The sequence below is a fragment of the Thalassospiraceae bacterium LMO-SO8 genome, from assembly GCA_031655335.1.
GTDB lineage: Bacteria > Pseudomonadota > Alphaproteobacteria > Rhodospirillales > Casp-alpha2 > UBA1479.
Genome location: CP134226.1, coordinates 2,952,680 through 2,968,813 on the forward strand (window position 1 = coordinate 2,952,680; position 16,134 = coordinate 2,968,813).

The 16,134-nt window shown below is 56.7% G+C and carries 16 protein-coding genes; 13 read left to right on the top strand and 3 right to left on the bottom strand.

What is annotated here, in order from left to right; genetic code table 11:
* Positions 1-3: 3 nt before the first annotated feature.
* The 8 genes from RJ527_14145 (at position 4) to RJ527_14180 (ending at position 7,383) form a co-directional block, all read left to right on the top strand.
* Positions 4-426 (top strand): cytochrome c, encoded by a 423-nt coding sequence (locus RJ527_14145; protein ID WND78066.1) that lies wholly within the window; start codon positions 4-6, stop codon positions 424-426.
* A gap of 44 nt (positions 427-470) precedes the next feature.
* Entirely contained in the window at positions 471-1,640 is a 1,170-nt protein-coding gene (gene nhaA / locus RJ527_14150; protein ID WND75168.1) for a Na+/H+ antiporter NhaA, read from the top strand.
* Positions 1,641-1,722: 82 nt separating this feature from the next.
* Positions 1,723-2,127, top strand: coding sequence for a hypothetical protein (locus tag RJ527_14155; GenBank protein ID WND75169.1), 405 nt, complete (start codon positions 1,723-1,725; stop codon positions 2,125-2,127).
* Positions 2,128-2,150: 23 nt separating this feature from the next.
* Complete coding sequence (locus RJ527_14160; GenBank protein ID WND75170.1) at positions 2,151-3,485, top strand: APC family permease; 1,335 nt, start codon at positions 2,151-2,153, stop codon at positions 3,483-3,485.
* A gap of 298 nt (positions 3,486-3,783) precedes the next feature.
* Positions 3,784-6,066, top strand: a complete 2,283-nt coding sequence (locus RJ527_14165; GenBank protein ID WND78067.1) for a heavy metal translocating P-type ATPase — start codon at positions 3,784-3,786, stop codon at positions 6,064-6,066.
* 1 nt (position 6,067) lies between these two features.
* The gene (gene cueR, locus RJ527_14170) at positions 6,068-6,463 is read left to right on the top strand and encodes a Cu(I)-responsive transcriptional regulator (GenBank protein ID WND75171.1); all 396 of its coding nucleotides are present in this window, start codon (positions 6,068-6,070) and stop codon (positions 6,461-6,463) included.
* Between the two features lie 146 nt (positions 6,464-6,609).
* Positions 6,610-6,939, top strand: a complete 330-nt coding sequence (locus RJ527_14175; protein WND78068.1) for a cytochrome c — start codon at positions 6,610-6,612, stop codon at positions 6,937-6,939.
* A 114-nt stretch (positions 6,940-7,053) separates the two neighbouring features.
* The gene (locus RJ527_14180) at positions 7,054-7,383 is read left to right on the top strand and encodes an SHOCT domain-containing protein (protein ID WND75172.1); all 330 of its coding nucleotides are present in this window, start codon (positions 7,054-7,056) and stop codon (positions 7,381-7,383) included.
* Positions 7,384-7,499: 116 nt separating this feature from the next.
* On the opposite strand, the gene RJ527_14185 is transcribed toward RJ527_14180, so the two are convergent.
* The gene (locus RJ527_14185) at positions 7,500-7,721 is read right to left on the bottom strand and encodes a hypothetical protein (protein ID WND75173.1); all 222 of its coding nucleotides are present in this window, start codon (positions 7,719-7,721) and stop codon (positions 7,500-7,502) included.
* A 384-nt stretch (positions 7,722-8,105) separates the two neighbouring features.
* On the opposite strand from RJ527_14185, the gene RJ527_14190 reads away from it, so the two are divergent.
* The 5 genes from RJ527_14190 (at position 8,106) to RJ527_14210 (ending at position 13,773) form a co-directional block, all read left to right on the top strand.
* A complete protein-coding gene (locus RJ527_14190) occupies positions 8,106-8,732 on the top strand; it encodes a cupredoxin domain-containing protein (protein WND75174.1) in 627 nt (208 codons plus the stop codon).
* Positions 8,733-8,755: 23 nt separating this feature from the next.
* Positions 8,756-10,660 (top strand): copper resistance system multicopper oxidase, encoded by a 1,905-nt coding sequence (locus RJ527_14195; protein ID WND75175.1) that lies wholly within the window; start codon positions 8,756-8,758, stop codon positions 10,658-10,660.
* A 2-nt stretch (positions 10,661-10,662) separates the two neighbouring features.
* Entirely contained in the window at positions 10,663-11,376 is a 714-nt protein-coding gene (locus tag RJ527_14200) for a copper resistance protein B (GenBank protein ID WND75176.1), read from the top strand.
* Positions 11,377-11,655: 279 nt separating this feature from the next.
* A complete protein-coding gene (locus tag RJ527_14205) occupies positions 11,656-12,942 on the top strand; it encodes a multicopper oxidase family protein (GenBank protein WND75177.1) in 1,287 nt (428 codons plus the stop codon).
* 57 nt (positions 12,943-12,999) lie between these two features.
* Positions 13,000-13,773, top strand: a complete 774-nt coding sequence (locus tag RJ527_14210; protein WND75178.1) for a TVP38/TMEM64 family protein — start codon at positions 13,000-13,002, stop codon at positions 13,771-13,773.
* Here RJ527_14210 and RJ527_14215 read toward each other — a convergent pair whose 3' ends face one another.
* Both RJ527_14215 and RJ527_14220 read right to left on the bottom strand, forming a co-directional pair.
* Positions 13,774-15,159, bottom strand: coding sequence for an ATP-binding protein (locus RJ527_14215; protein ID WND75179.1), 1,386 nt, complete (start codon positions 15,157-15,159; stop codon positions 13,774-13,776).
* Positions 15,160-15,163: 4 nt separating this feature from the next.
* The gene (locus RJ527_14220; GenBank protein WND75180.1) at positions 15,164-15,883 is read right to left on the bottom strand and encodes a response regulator; all 720 of its coding nucleotides are present in this window, start codon (positions 15,881-15,883) and stop codon (positions 15,164-15,166) included.
* Between the last annotated feature and the right edge of the window lie 251 nt (positions 15,884-16,134).

A 16,134-nucleotide genomic window follows, 5' to 3' on the forward strand; every position in this document is an offset into this window, starting at 1 on the left:
ATCATGGACAAGGTGCCCGCCATCTTTGTGAGTGCGTTTGTCATAGGCGGCATTGCCATCATCGGTTGGACGATTTTCTCCATGGAACGGGCAGACACAGTTGTTTCGGTGAAGGTGCCCACGCTGTCGCAGCCGGCGAAGGCCGGCAAGGCGGCGTTCGATGCGACCTGCGCTCAGTGCCACGGTGCTAACGCCGCCGGATCTGACAAGGGGCCGCCTCTGGTGCATGACATCTACAATCCGGGCCATCATGCAGACTATGCGTTCGTGCTCGCGGCCCAGCGGGGCGTGCGGCAACATCATTGGCCGTTCGGTGACATGCCGCCGCAGCCACAGGTGAGCGAGGCGGATATCGGGGCCATTGTCCGCTACATTCGCGAGTTGCAGACCGCTAACGGAATTGGATACCGGCCACACAACATGTGAAGTGGCCGTGTGCATTCCTCCAACCTCTGTTTCTGAGAGAATAAATGAAAAGCCTGCTTCGCAGTGATCAAGGTGCCGGCATCGTCATGCTTGCATTCATGGCGCTTGCTTTGGTCGCTGCCAATTCACCCCTCGCAGCATTGTATCAGGCCGTCCATCACACGCCGGTCCACTTGCGCATTGGCGAACTCCTCATCGAAGGCCCAATGGTTTACTGGATTAATCAGGGCCTCATGGTGATCTTTTTTGTCATCATCGGTTTCGAAATCAAACAGCAGGTTCTCGAAGGGCAGCTCAACACCTTGCGGAGTGCGGCGCTACCAGCTTTCGCGGCGCTGGGAGGCATGGCGGTGCCCGCGATCGTCTATGCGTCTTTCAATCAGGGTGACGCTGTGGGCATACGTGGTTGGGCGGTGCCGACTGCGACCGACATTGTGCTCGCTCTAAGCATTCTCTCGCTGATGGGGCCGCGTGTGCCGATTGGACTGAAAGTCTTTCTGACGGCTCTCGCCGTGTTCGATGACATCGGGGCGGTCATCATCATCGGTGTATTTTATGGTGAGCATTTTTCCCCGGTACCGGCGGTGGTCGGGTTGGCTGCGATTGTCGGGCTGTTCGCACTTAATCGCTGGAAGGTTACTAACCCTGTTGCATACATCATCGTCGGAGCGGTTCTGTGGGTAGGCATGTTGAAAGCGGGTGTCGAGGCTGCTCTTGCAGGGGTTATAATTGCGGCCGCCGTTCCCATGCACGGAGACCGGACAAAGTCCAAATCCCCTCTGCGTTCCGCTGAAAACACCCTCCATTTGTGGAGCTCCCTGCTCGTCGTTCCCTTATTCGTGTTTTTCAATTCCGGCGTGGTTTTGGACGAGAAGGCATTTTCCAGCAGCAGCGAAGGGGTTTGGCTTGGGATCGTCCTGGGGTTGTTCCTAGGGAAACAGGTCGGCATATTCGGTGCAGCATTTCTCGCGGTTCGTTCTGGTCTTTGCCGTTTGCCGGAACGTGTTAACTGGATGCAGGTATTCGGTGTTTCGATTCTTGCGGGGATCGGATTCACCATGAGCTTGTTTATCGCCACACGGGCATTTCCGGACCCGGCGGTGCTGTCGTCAGCGAAACTTGCGGTTCTATCCGGGTCGCTGTTGTCCGCCGTGATTGGTGTTCTGGTTCTTCAGTATGCGACTATCGGGTCCGGAACGATCACGCATGATTGATATTTTTCGGAATACTTGGTGTTGACCCTCCTCCTACAGGATGCTTCAGGATTTTCATCAGTCTTTGGGAAGGAGATGTAAAATGACATCCAAGTTGGCGATCGCCTCCATCTTTGTTGCCGCACCTATCCTGGCGGCCTGCGCGAGCTTCGGGCCGGGGAAACTCTTTGAAAAGGCCGTTCTGGTACCTGTCGGCAACTCGTCCGTAGCGGAAGTCGACCAGTTGCAGGCGTGGCAGACGGAAGATGGCTACGTGCTGACCGGAAGGTTGATGCAGTTCGGAAGCGCAGGGCTCCGCCGAGGGCATATTCATGTCCGAGCCACCGATAGCGGTGCCGAGCCCGACGCGAGTTGGGCGGCCTTCACGGATCGGGGAAGAAGGATCACGACGGCACTTAAGGTCTCGCGGTTCAGCGTAAATCTCGGGAAGACAGTACCGCCGGATAGCAAACTCGAAGTGCGCTACCATGGCGGTGCCCATTCATGACGGCAAAACCGGGATAAAGCGATATGACCGATCCGCACGGCCACGAAGGGCACGGCAGTCACGATCGCTCGGCCAAATATCAAGAGAACAGCCTGTCGCTGACCGGTGCCGTTTCCTTGGGAACAGGCGTCATGATCGGTGCTGGGATTTTCGCGCTGACCGGCCAGGTCGCCGAACTCGCAGGCGAATGGTTCCCTTTCGCCTTTCTCGCGGCGGCGATCATCGTAGGATTTAGCGCCTATTCTTACGTCAAGATGTCGAATGCCTATCCGTCGGCTGGTGGCATCGCCATGTTCCTGGAGAAAGCCTACGGCAAGACCATGATGACCGGCGCCTGCGGGCTCCTGATGTATTTCTCCATGGTTATCAACGAGAGCTTGGTTGCACGGACATTCGGCACCTACACGCTGCAACTGTTTGACGTCGATGCAGACAAAAATTGGTTGGTACCTGCAATGGGGATCGGACTGCTGACTTTTGCCTTCTTTGTGAACGTTCTCAGCAACCGCTTTATCCAGACATTTTCCTTCGTCATGGCATTTCTCAAGATCGGCGGGATTGCCGTGTTCGCCGTGGGCGGGCTTTGGCTCACCGGGTTCACGTTCAAGAGCGTCTCTGTCGATCCGGCAACGACCAGCGCCGGCGGCTTCCTCGGCGCCACGGCCCTGGCGATCCTTGCCTACAAGGGGTTCACAACGATCACAAATAGTGGTGGGGAGATTGTCGAGCCGAACAAGAACGTCGGCCGCGCCATCATCGTCTCCATTGTCATCTGCGTCGTCATCTATTTCCTGGTGGCACTTGCGGTTGGGGGGAATTTGACCATTGAGGAGATCGTTCGTGCGCGCGACTTCGCTTTGGCTGAGGCCGCGCGTCCTGCCTTCGGAAAAACGGGTCTATGGTTTACGGTTGCTTTCGCCATTATCGCGACGGTATCGGGCGTGATCGCCAGCGTTTTCGCAGTCTCGCGTATGCTCGCAATGCTGACCGATATGAAGCTGGTGCCACACAGCCATTTCGGCATGCCGGGGGATATCCAGAGGCACACCCTCGTCTACACCATCGTACTGGCGATGCTTTTGACCGCGTTCTTTGACCTCGGCCGCATCGCTGCGCTGGGTGCTATCTTCTACATCGTTATGGACATCGTCGTTCATTGGGGCGTTCTGCGCCATTTGCGCAAGGAAGTGAACGCCTCGGCGACAGTGCTTATCATCGCCATTGTCATGGATGTCGTCGTGCTCGGTGCGCTGTTGGTGATCAAGGCGCAGTCCGACATGACGGTGATCTATTCCGCGGCGGTCGGTATTGCCCTCGTTTTCTTTGGGGAAAAGCTTTTCCTCCGCCGTACCGGCTGAATTCGGTGCGCCTTGGTGCCAGGCGAAATGGCGCTTGAGAGTGAAAATTCTTGCTTGACCCTCCTGTTGCTGGAGGCCTCAAAATTCCATCATCAGTTCAACCGGGGCTCTTGAGCAACGTGAGAGGAATTTAGTGATGGATCAGCATTCCAAACAGGGTGAAGGCGAACGTAAGCAGGTAGAAACCGCTGCGGAGTCCCACAAACTCCAAGGCCACAATTGTTGCTCCGGCCATGGTTCGTGCGGCGGCCATGGGCATCACCATGCGCCGGCTGCGGTGAAAGACCCTGTATGCGGCATGACGGTCGATCCTAACGCGGGAAAACCGCGGTTCGACCATAACGGGTCGACATATCATTTCTGTTCCGAGAAATGTCTCGGTAAGTTCAAGGCTGATCCCGACCATTATCTCTCTGGCGCTCACGAAAAGGCTGCCGAGAATTCCCCCGTTGGCACCAAATACACCTGCCCCATGCATCCCGAAATTGTCCGGGACGCTCCCGGCGATTGCCCCATCTGCGGCATGGCATTGGAGCCCATAGGGGTGCCGACAGGCGAAGAAGGGCCTAATCTTGAACTGATCGACTTCACCCGGCGGTTTTGGGTGGGGGCTATTCTGACCGTGCCGTTGCTGGTCCTGACCATGGGGCCGTTCGTCGGGCTTGGGTTCATCCGTGAGGCGGTCGGCGAACGTGCGGCACTTTGGATCGAGTTGATCCTCGGAACGCCCGTGATTCTTTGGTCCGGCTGGCCATTCTTCGTGCGCGGCGTGAAGTCGGTCGTGAACCGCTCGCTCAACATGTTCACCCTCATCGGTATGGGCGTGGGGGCAGCCTACGTGTTCAGCCTCGTCGCCGTTCTGGCACCCGATATCTTCCCCGATGGTTTCAGGTCCGCGGACGGTCACGTCGGCGTTTATTTCGAGGCTGGTGCGGTTATCGTCGTTTTGGTCCTACTCGGGCAGATGATGGAACTTGGCGCACGTGACCGGACGGGGGCCGCGATCCGGGCGCTTTTGGATATGGCGGCGAAGACGGCCCGCGTTATCCGCGATGACGGCTCGGAAGAAGAAATCCCGCTCGAGGACGTCAAGGTCGGCGACAAGCTGCGCATCCGCCCCGGTGACAAGGTTCCGGTGGACGGCGTCGTCCTGGAAGGCCGCTCAAGCATCGATGAGTCCATGATTTCCGGGGAGCCGGTCCCGGTCGAGAAGACGGAGGGCGATGACCTGACTGGCGCCACCATCAATGGTACGGGCAGTCTGGTCATGGAGGCCAAGCGGGTCGGATCCGATACCATGCTGAGCCAGATCGTTGAGATGGTTGCGAATGCGCAGCGTTCCCGTGCTCCTATTCAAAAGGTCGCTGACTCTGTCGCCGGCATGTTCGTCCCGGTTGTGATCTTGGTCGCGATTGGTGCCTTCATTGCATGGTCCATCTGGGGGCCGGCACCGGCTATGGCGTATGGTTTGGTTTCGGCGGTTGCCGTGTTGATCATCGCCTGTCCTTGTGCGCTGGGCCTAGCGACACCCATGTCGATCATGACGGCAACCGGCCGAGGGGCCCAGGCGGGCGTGCTGATCAAGAACGCGGAAGCCTTGGAACGCTTCGCCAAGGTCGATACGCTGATCGTCGACAAGACCGGCACGTTGACGGTCGGCAAGCCCAAACTGGTCGCCGTTCTTCCCAACGACGGTCATGACGAAGCGGAAGTCTTGCGGCTTGCGGCAAGTTTGGAGCGCGGTTCAGAGCACCCGCTGGCCGAGGCCATCGTATCAGGTGCCGAGGAACGGGGCGTCGAATTCGCCAAGGCAGAGAATTTCGAGGCCGTCACCGGCAAGGGTGTCAAGGGCATCATCGACGGCAAACAGGTCGCGCTGGGCAACGCCAAACTTGCTGCTGACCTTGGTTTGGATGGCGATGCACTCTCTGCCACCGCGGATAGCCGCAGGGATCAAGGCGAAACGGTGATGTTCGTCATTCTCGGGAATGAAATCGCGGGCCTGATCGCCGTCGCCGATCCCGTCAAAGAAACCACCGTCGGCGCGATCAAGGCCCTTCACGCCGAAGGGTTCCGCATCGTTATGGCCACTGGCGACAATGAACGCACGGCGAAGGCCGTGGCCGGCAGACTGGGCATCGACGAGATTCGCGCGGATGTCCTGCCTGAGGATAAGGCGCGGATTATCAAGGATCTCCAAGATCAAGGCCGTAAGGTCGCCATGGCCGGAGACGGTGTCAACGACGCGCCTGCGCTGGCCCAGGCCGATGTCGGTATTGCAATGGGAACCGGCGCCGACGTCGCCATTGAAAGCGCTGGGTTCACCCTGGTTAAGGGAGACCTAAACGGCATTGTCCGTGCCCGCCGTTTGGCACGAGCAACCATGCGCAATATCAAACAGAACCTGTTCTTTGCCTTGGTCTACAACGCGGCCGGCGTGCCGGTGGCGGCGGGGGTTCTCTACCCGTTCTTCGGAATTTTGATCTCGCCGATCTTCGCCGCGGCAGCCATGAGCCTGAGCTCGCTCTCCGTCGTAGGGAACGCGTTGCGTCTTAGGACCGTCTCAATCGAGGAGAAGTGAGATGATGAACGTGGGTCAAGCCGCCGAGGCAAGCGGCATGTCGGTCAAGACCTTGCACTACTATGAGGAAATCGGCCTGGTTGTGCCGAAACGTCAGGAAAACGGCTATCGCGCCTATAGTGAGACGGATGTCCACAAACTGAACTTCATTCATCGGGCGCGCGGCTTGGGATTCACGGTTGAAGCTTGCCGCGAACTGCTCTCGCTCTACGAGGACAGGAGCCGAGCGAGCGCCGATGTCAAGGCGATCGCGGGCCAACACCTTGAAGAAGTCGAAACGAAGATCGAGGAATTGAAAGCCCTTCGGGAAACAATCAAGGACCTGCACGATAAGTGCCGGGGCGACCATCGGCCGGACTGTCCCATCATCAACGGCTTGGCCAGTACGACGCACTGATGAGAAGACTAAAGGTCGTCGTTACCGGCGCGGTATGTGTTGCGGTACTCGGAGCCGGCGTTTGGTTCTGGATGCCAGGTGCGGAGGCGGATATCCGATTGCGTCCGAATGACCCGGAGGTAGTGGCTCATGGTCAGAAGATTTACATGGCCCAATGCGCATCCTGCCACGGCCCGGGGTTGGGGGGGCAAGCCAACTGGCGCGAACGCCTGCCCAACGGACGCCTACCCGCACCGCCTCATGACAAGTCGGGGCATACTTGGCACCACCCGGACGCTCAATTGTTCGATTTGACGAAACGCGGCCCTGCAGCGGTCGTTGGCGGCAGTTACGAAAGCGACATGCCCGCCTATGCCGGCATCCTAAGCGACGAGGACATCGTTGCCGTTCTGTCTTTTATCAAAAGCACTTGGCCGGGAAAAACTCAACGGCGCCACGACGACATAAACATGCGAACCAAAAAGCCGGGTAATTAGTTAAATTAAGGTGTTGACCCTAACCTTAGGGGAGGCTTCAAACTCCGAGCTTGTGCAAGATTGGATTGAGCTAACAATGTTTTGTCTGCACCTTGAAGGAAGCAAACAAAGGACATGGCCATGAAAGAAAAATTGGCGATTTTCGGATCGATTCCCGGAATATTCTGGGGCCTGCCTGCCCTTGCTGATGCAACCGATCGGGGGGGCTACTATTACGGTCATCCCATGTGGTCCGGTGGCTGGGGCGGCATGTTCATGGGCTGGGGCATGATGGCGATTTTTATGATCGCGGTGATCGTCGTCATCCTGTTTGTCGTCAAGGGGCTGACCGGTGGTGACCGCTCATCTTCCGCCCTTGATGTCCTGAACGAACGCTATGCCCGGGGCGAAATCGACGCTGCTGAATATAACGAGCGCAAAAAGAACATTTCAGGAAAGGGATGAGGGCAAATCATCCGAAATCGAAATTTCAACAACCCTCAAACTGATATAGTATTTGTGTGTTCAGAGGAATGATCCAGGCAGTGAACATGAGATGCGGTTTTCTCCGAATATGCAGTTTATTGCTGGCTGTTTCCGTTCTTTTCGCGGGGATGAGTGCCGGTCACGCTGCCGGCTTTCAGGGAGGAGGGCACGTTCATGTTGCGCATTTTAGTGCGGGTGCGAGTGACGGAACCCACCTGAACTCTTCTCCGCAGCACAAAGCTGATTGCGATAAGCCCTCTGAAGAAAAAGCCGGAGCCGGGAACAAGAGTTCTGGCGGAATGGATGGTTGCTGCCACGTTGCCTGTTTCCCATCCGTTGCCGCGCAAGACCTCTCGGACTTGTCCGCTCACGTGTTCGAGGCGGAGAGGCTCGTTCTGCCGCACGATGAAGCGGTCGTTTCCAATAATCCTCAAGAACAATTTAGACCTCCGCGCCCTCGCGGCTGACTTCCATGCGGTCATTCGGGCTGCCGACACGTCAGGCCATCAGGACCGCGTAGCAGGGTAGATGGCGACAGGCCGTCCGAAAATGAATCGAAACGCTGAAATATGCGTGATCGTGCGGCACGGAGTTCTGCCCCGTTCGCCTTCCAAACGCATGGATATAAATTTTCCAGTAAGGCTTGAGCCTTGCTGACCAACAATCAAGGAAACCCAAACTTTGGGACAAGGATATCGAAAATGTTGACCTTAACGACCAATGCGCCCCGTCTTGTGATCACTTCCCTTGCCTTCGCTACTTTCTTGACCTTGACCGCTTCGGCTTGGGCCGGCGCGGGGCACGGTCCGGCGAAGGGGGAGCAGCAAAACCAAGGACACATGATGGGCGCTCAAGGGGGCGATAGTCACGGCCCCGAGGGGCATCACGGTATGGAGATCGGCGCGCCGGGCAAGGCTGCCGACGTGACGCGGACCATCGACGTGACGATGCACGACAATTACTACAAACCGGAACAAATCACCGTTAAGGCGGGAGAGACAATCCGCTTCAAGATCACCAACAAAGGCGAGTTCCTGCACGAATTCGGCCTCGGCACTGCGGTCATGCACAAAGCCCACCAGAAGGAAATGATGAAAATGTGGGAACACGGCATGATCGAAGCTGATCGGATCAACCGCGGAAAAATGATGATGGACCATGGCGATGGGCGCGGGATGAAGCATGATGACCCGAATAGCATCCTGCTGGAGCCGGGAAAATCCGGCGAGGTGATTTGGAAGTTCTCCAAGCCGGTGGATCTGGAATTTGCTTGCAACATTCCAGGGCATTACGAGTCCGGGATGATGGGCCCCATCAAATTCAAGTAAAGATCGAAGGACAGGAGAATCCGATGATAACCATTACACGCCAATATGTTGTCGGTGCCGTGATGGGCTTAGGGCTGGTAGCCGCTCTGGGGAGCGGCTCCGCCCAAGCCGGCGAGTACAACATTACTATCGATCCGGTAACCATCGACACAGGCGACTTCACGCGATCCGGGGTGGGGTTCAACGGCGCCTCGCCGGGGCCGGTGTTACGGTTCAAGGAAGGTGAAAACGTTACCATTAACGTGACCAACAATCTGTCCGAGGATTCGTCAATCCACTGGCATGGATTAATCCTGCCGTTCCAGCAGGACGGCGTGCCTAACATCAGTTATCCAGGGATCAAGTCAGGCGAGACTTTCACCTATAATTTCCCGATCAAGCAATCCGGCACCTATTGGTTCCACAGTCATTCTGGATTTCAGGAACCGGATGGCGCCTATGGCGCCATCGTCATCGAACCCAAAGAACGCGAGCCTTACCGCTACGACCGTGAATACGTGGTTCAGCTCGCCGACGCCCATCCGCATTCGGGCAATCGTATCATGCGAAACCTGAAGATGATGGCGGACTACTACAACCGTAAACAGCAAACGGTGTTCGACTTTTTCAAGGACAGTGAAAAGATGGGTTTGGGAGCGGCGTTGTCGGATCGCATGGCTTGGGGCGACATGCGGATGATGGCCACGGACATCGAGGATCTTCAGGGGTTTACACCGCTGATCAATGGCAAGGGTCCCGACCAGAATTGGACGGGCCTTTTTAAGCCAGGCGAACGCGTCCGCCTTCGCTTCATTAATTCATCGGCGATGACATATTTCGATATTCGTATCCCCGGCTTGAAGATGACCGTGGTGCAGGCCGACGGCAATAACGTACAACCTGTGTCTGTCGACGAATTCCGCATCGCCGTGGCCGAAACTTATGATGTCATCGTTCGGCCAGCGGAAGACAAAGCCTATACCATCTTCGCAGAGTCCATGGGGCGCACCGCCTATGCGCGTGGCACCCTTGCGCCTCGTGAGGGATTGACTGCCGAAGTGCCGGACCTGCGGAAGTCCCCACTTCTTACCATGGCGGACATGGGGATGTCGCACGGTATGGATCACGGAGCGATGGCCATGGGAAGCGCAACGCACGAAATGCCGGATGGCAGTTCGATGAGTGGTGCGGCCCATGATGCTCATAGCAGCACAACCCATAAAATGCCGGACGGAAGCGAAATGAAAGGCGCTGGCCACGCGGTGCCCGACGGATCACAAATGCAAGGTGCTGAGCACCAAGGTATGGCGCAGGGTGGCAGGCATCAAATGTCCGACGACGCCATGATGAAGGGCATGGACCATTCAGCCCAGGGTGCCATGGCACAGAGCGGCATGGATCATTCCATGCACGGCGGCATGGCCAAGGAAGCCGATTCTTTCTATGCATTCAACAGCGGTTTGATGCCGAGCGCGGCGAACGGCGGAAAATTTCTTTCCTACAATGATTTGAAAGCGCAGAAACCGCTCTATAAACAGCGTCCGCCGACGCGCGAGATCGAACTGCGTCTGACCGGCAACATGGAGCGCTACATCTGGTCCATTAACGGCGTGAAGTTCAAGGATGCCGAGCCCATCCGCCTGAAGTACGGGGAGCGGGTTCGATTCAAGTTCGTCAATGAAACCATGATGACCCATCCCATGCATCTCCACGGCATGTGGTCGATTCTGGACAATGGCAACGGCAAATGGAACCCGATCAAGCACGTTGTCAGCGTGTCTCCGGGGACTACGGTCTATATGGAGACTGAGGTCGATGCGCCCGGCCAATGGGCGTTCCATTGCCATCTCTCCTATCACGCCGACACGGGCATGTTCCGCAAAGTCGTGGTCGAGGGTGGTCCCAAAGAACAGGCCGACGCGTCGGCCGTCCGGCACGAAGGGCATTGATCATGACGCTGCAGAAAATTCTCGCCGGGCTTGTTGCGCCAGCCCTTGTGATATCGGTCTTGTCAGCCACGCCCGTTCAAGCAGAGCCTCTGATCTGGGGCATTCAGGCGGAACAGACTGAATTCCGGTATGGCAAGGATACGGACGTGTTCGCCTGGAACTTCGATGCCTTGGTCGGCAGTGATGAATTGAAACTCGTGTGGCGCTCCGAGGGTGAATTCGCGACCAAGAATGATAATTTTGAACGGTTGGAGAACCAGCTCCGGGCGCAGGTCCCGATCTCGACTTTCTTCGATGCGGTGGGCGGTGTTCGCTTCTCAAGCCCATCCTCCGGCAACCGTTTCGATGGGGTTATCGGACTACACGGATTGGCTCCGCAGTTCTTTGAAGTGGATGCCGATCTATTCGTTGGCGAGTATCCGTCAGCGAGGCTTGACGTGGATTACGAAGTTCTACTTACGAACCGCCTTATTGCGACACCAACCATCGAATTGAATCTACCGTTCACGGACGATACAAAATATGGCAAAGCGGCGTTTGGTCCCAGTTTGGAAGTTGGGTTGCGTCTTAGCTATGACGTCGTAGACCGTTTGTTGTCACCCTATATCGGGATTCATTACGAACGGTCGTTCGGCGGAACGGCGAATATCAAGCGTAGCGAAGGCGAAGATGCAGGTGCCGTATTTTTCTTGGTTGGGGCGAAGATGATATTCTAACCCCTTATCGTTTTCTCCCCAACCTGGCCCCTGGTGTCCTCGAGAGAGAGCATCAGGGGCCGCTCTTTATCATCAGCCAGAGTCTAGGGGGATGTTATAGAATTGGGGAAGATTCTCAGTTCGGTAAGGAAGGCGAAATTGGACATCAAATCCTTTCATGTTTCCCGTCGACACGTCCTGGGTGGGATTGCTGGAGCAGTTGCGGTTGGCGCTTTTCGGCAAAGCTTGGCGGCGATGCCGTCGCCCTCGTTGGTTCTACGTCCCAGCCCGGGTCGAAGCATGCTGACTGAGAACGGTGAACCGACGGCGGTCTGGAGCTATGGTGATACGGTTCCCGGACCGCTGATCCGTGTCCGTCAGGGCGAGCGCGTAAACGTTCGTCTGGAAAACGGTCTGAGTCAGCCGACGTCGGTCCATTGGCATGGCATCCGTATCGAAAATTCGATGGACGGCGTTGCTGGGATAACACAGGACCCTGTCCCACCGGGCGGCGAATTCGATTACTCCTTCGTTGTGCCGGACGCCGGCACCTATTGGTACCACCCTCATTTCCGATCTTGGGAGCAGTTGGCCAGAGGTCTATACGGCGTTTTGATCATCGACGAAGCCGATCCCCCCAAGGTCGATCATGACCTTGTTTTCTGCGCCGACGACTGGCGAATGACCAAGAATAATCAGATAGACGCGCAAAGCTTCGGACAACTCCACGACTGGGCACATGCCGGCCGGTTGGGGAATTGGCTGACGGTGAACGGCCAGATGGGCATGGAGTACTCCGCCAGGCCAGGGGCAAGGGTACGGCTGCGGATGCTGAACGTTGCCAACGCGCGCATCCTTGCGTTCAATCTGGGCAGCCTGCCTGCCCGCGTCGTCGCAATCGACGGCCAGCCAATCGTCAGTCCAGCTGAGCCTGGGAATAGATTGATTTTGGCTCCGGGGCAGCGGGCCGATGTGATCCTCGATCTGCCGGGGCCGGGGCCGGGCACCTACGTCATCCAGGAAGTGTCGGGCGCGGAGCCAATCGAGGCTGCTCGTATCGTTACGCAAGGCGTCGCGGTTGCGGCCCCTCGACCGGCCCTGGACGCTGTTGCCTTGCTGCCCAATCCAGTGCCGGAAGATTTTGCATTTGAGGACGCGGTTGTCGTGCCGTTGCGGATGGAGGGCGGCGCCATGGGGCGGATGGAAGGTGCAACCTACAAAGGCGCCTATTACGGCATCCGCGACCTTGTGGGAAAGAACCAGGCGTGGGCATTCAACGGCATTGCTGGGCTCCCTGAAAAGCCTTTGGCATCGGTCGCCAAAGGGCGAACGATTGTTGTCGATATGATCAACGATACTCGCTGGCCGCATGCCATGCACCTCCACGGCCATCATTTCCGTGTCATCGCCCGCAACGGTAAGGCCGTAACCGGCACCCCCTGGCGGGATACGGAACTGGTCGACGCTGGGGAACGCGTCCGCATTGCTTTCGTGGCGAACAATCCGGGAAAGTGGGTGTTTCATTGCCATATGCTTGAGCATCAGGCGGCGGGCATGATCACCTGGCTTCAAGTTGTTGATGGGTGAAGCTCAACGGCAAATCCTTCACTCCTCTAAAGAGATGCGTTTAAAAGTCGGCTTATCATGTCATCTGACGACAATTCACATTCGGCACCTCCGGTTGAGGATCATCCCGTTCCGAAAAACGGGATGGCGGGCGATGGTCCCCGTGACCGCAAGCGCACCAAAATTCTTCTTACCGTTCTTATTCTTGTCGGCCTTGTCGCGGCTTATGGTGCGCTCTCGTGGAGTGGCGCGCTCGACGAAATGATGAACAGTGAGACGCTTCGGAAGCATGTCGAAAACCTCGGTCTCTTCGGTCCTCTCGGCGTCGTCATTTTGATGTCCTTGGCGATTGTGTTGAATCCAATCCCAAGCGCGCCCATTGCGTTGGCCGCCGGAGCGGCCTATGGCCATTTCTGGGGAACGGTGTATGTAGCGATCGGTGCGGAGATAGGAGCTTTGATCGCGTTTGGCATTGCTCGCCTAGTTGGATACGACGTCTTGCGTCGTTGGTTGGGCCGCGGCCTATCATTGGGAGTTTTCGGCTCTCAGAATGCATTGATGGCTGTCGTCTTTCTAAGCCGCTTGTTGCCCTTCATCTCGTTTGACCTGGTTAGTTATGCGGCGGGCCTCACGCCCCTCAAATGGTGGCGGTTCGCGGTCGCGACACTGGCCGGGATCATTCCGGCAAGCTTCTTGCTCGCCCATTTCGGTGGGGAAATGGCATCTCTCGATAGTGAGCGGGTTGTAGAAGCGGTTGTCGCCCTTGGTGCCCTCACAGGCCTTCCGATCGCGGGAAAACTGATTTGGGACCGTGTTCGGAAGAAGGCCGTTCGAACAGAGGACAACGGATGATCAGCAGGGCAGGGTGACGGTCACGGTCAACCCGGACGGCGTTTGATTGTGCAGTTCGACAGTACCGCCGTGATTCTCGATGATCGTTTTCGCTAAGCTGAGGCCCAGGCCCGTGCCTTCGGTGTTTTCCGAACGGGATCGATCACAGCGATAAAACGGTTCGAACACGCGCTCGATCTCCTCACTGGGTATGCCTGGACCGTCGTCCTTTATGCGGACAGATATCCGACCGTCTATACGTTCAAGAAATACCCGAACGCGATGTCCATAGCGAAGACCGTTGTCAATCAGGTTGCTCAATGCCCGGCGCAAGGCCACGGGCTGTCCATGGATGATGATTTTCCCGGAAAGCGGCATGGCGGTCACGTCATAACCTATGTCTGAAGCATCATCGCAAATGGCCTGGATCAAGGCTCCCAGGTCAATGTCCTGCCTGTCTTCCAAATCAAATGCCTGCCGCGCCAGACCCAGGGTTGCCGAAACGATGGATTCCATTTCCGAAATTGACGAAAGGAGTTTCGTCTTTTCTTCGGACGAGGGCAGAGCCTCGGTCCGGAGTTTGATCAAAGACAGTGGGGTCCGCAGGTCGTGGGACAGAGCACCCATCATTTCCGTCCTGCTTCGGATCATGCTTCTGACCTGATCCTGCATGTCGTTAAAAGCTGCGGTGACGTCTCGTACTTCCGCTGCGCCTTTGTCCGGCATTGGCGGCGCATGAATATCGGATGCAAACCGACGTGCGGCTCGGGCAAATTCATCCAAAGGAGAGAGCATGCGACGGACGGCCCAGATTGAGAGCAAAATGATCGTGATGGTCATGACGCCCACGGTAGTTAATGACGGGCTCCAGAGTTCTGCGGGGAATTCGGGAATGACATATGCCATATTCAGCCAGCTTCCGTCCTCCAGGGGGACGGACACCCTTGCGTTCAAGTGAACTGGAAGGCCGTAAACTGTTCGAAGTACGTGTAGGAACAGTTCGTTAGCCGTGTCTCTGTGCAGAGAAGCGGACACAGGTGGTTGTTCGCTCAAACTGATACGTACATTGCCCATCTCTCCTGCATGCCCCTCCCGCTTCAGATGCTCCCGGAAGACTTGGTCATACGGGGGGCGGTAGGGTTCGTTGGAGAAAATCGGCTTTTCACTAAGCGACGAACGGAGGTGTGGTTCGTTCAGTGTTCTTACGATGTCAAACCGCCACGCGGGGTTCGAGGACGCGACAGTGTGCGTGACATGAGAAAAGGTTTGCGCCGTCGTGCGTAGACTCAAATGAATGAGCGCGTCGAGACGATCTCTCGAGTAATGGAACAGCCCGGCAAGGTAGGCGACTGTGAGTCCGAGGACGACGATGATGACGGTCTGCGTCGTCAGAGATCGGATGCGCATGGCGCTATTCCCGCGTTACTTCAGCCGAGAGCACATATCCTCCTCCCCAGACGGTCTTGATGATTATGGGGCTCTTGGGATCTTGTTCGATTTTTCGTCTTAGCCGACTGACCTGCGTATCGATACTCCGATCGAAAGCGACCGTGTCACGCCCGCGTGCCAGATCCAATAATTGTTCGCGTGAGAGTACGCGGTTGGGACGCTGGACAAATACGTGGAGTAGCTCGAACTCACCTGTGCTCAGTGGTACGATTACGTTGTCACTCGCGATTAACTCGCGGCGGTCCGGGTCGAGGCGCCAGGTGTTGAACCTGTATATTTTGCCCGTCTCGTTTGACGGTGAACTCGTTTCTCGTTCCGTCCTGCGGAGAACGGCCTGAACGCGCGCGATGAGTTCAAGGGTGCTGAACGGTTTGGCCAGATAGTCGTCCGCACCCATTTTTAGGCCCAGCACTCGGTCCAATTCCTCGCCTTTGGCGCTTATTATAATCACCGGCGTCGTGGCTTTGGTGCGGAGGTCACGGCAAAGGGTTAATCCGTCATCGCCTGGCAACATGACATCGAGAATGACCAAGTCTACCCTTTCGTTCTCCAGGGCCCTGTTCATTTCCTTTCCGTCTCCTGCCAAGGAAACACGGTAGCCTTCTTTCTGAAGCGCCTTGGAGACGAGTTCCCGCATTTCGCGGTTGTCCTCGACGATGAGGATTTTCGGTGTGATTTCCATGTTCGGTCCTGCTGACATCGCGGTAGGCGGGAATGTCCAATAATCATCGTTGCGTGATTTGTGGAGGCTCCGGTAACCGGAGGGTCAATAGTGTCTAGTCGGATGGTGGATGATTTTGTCCAGGGATGTATCGCAGGGCGACGAAAAGAATGTGACAAGATGTTGCAGAACCGTGTTCTGAAATATTTCGTCACAAAAAATCGCTAATCGGAAAAACTTCAGTCGTATTTCCCGGCCCTAGTGCTCCTCTG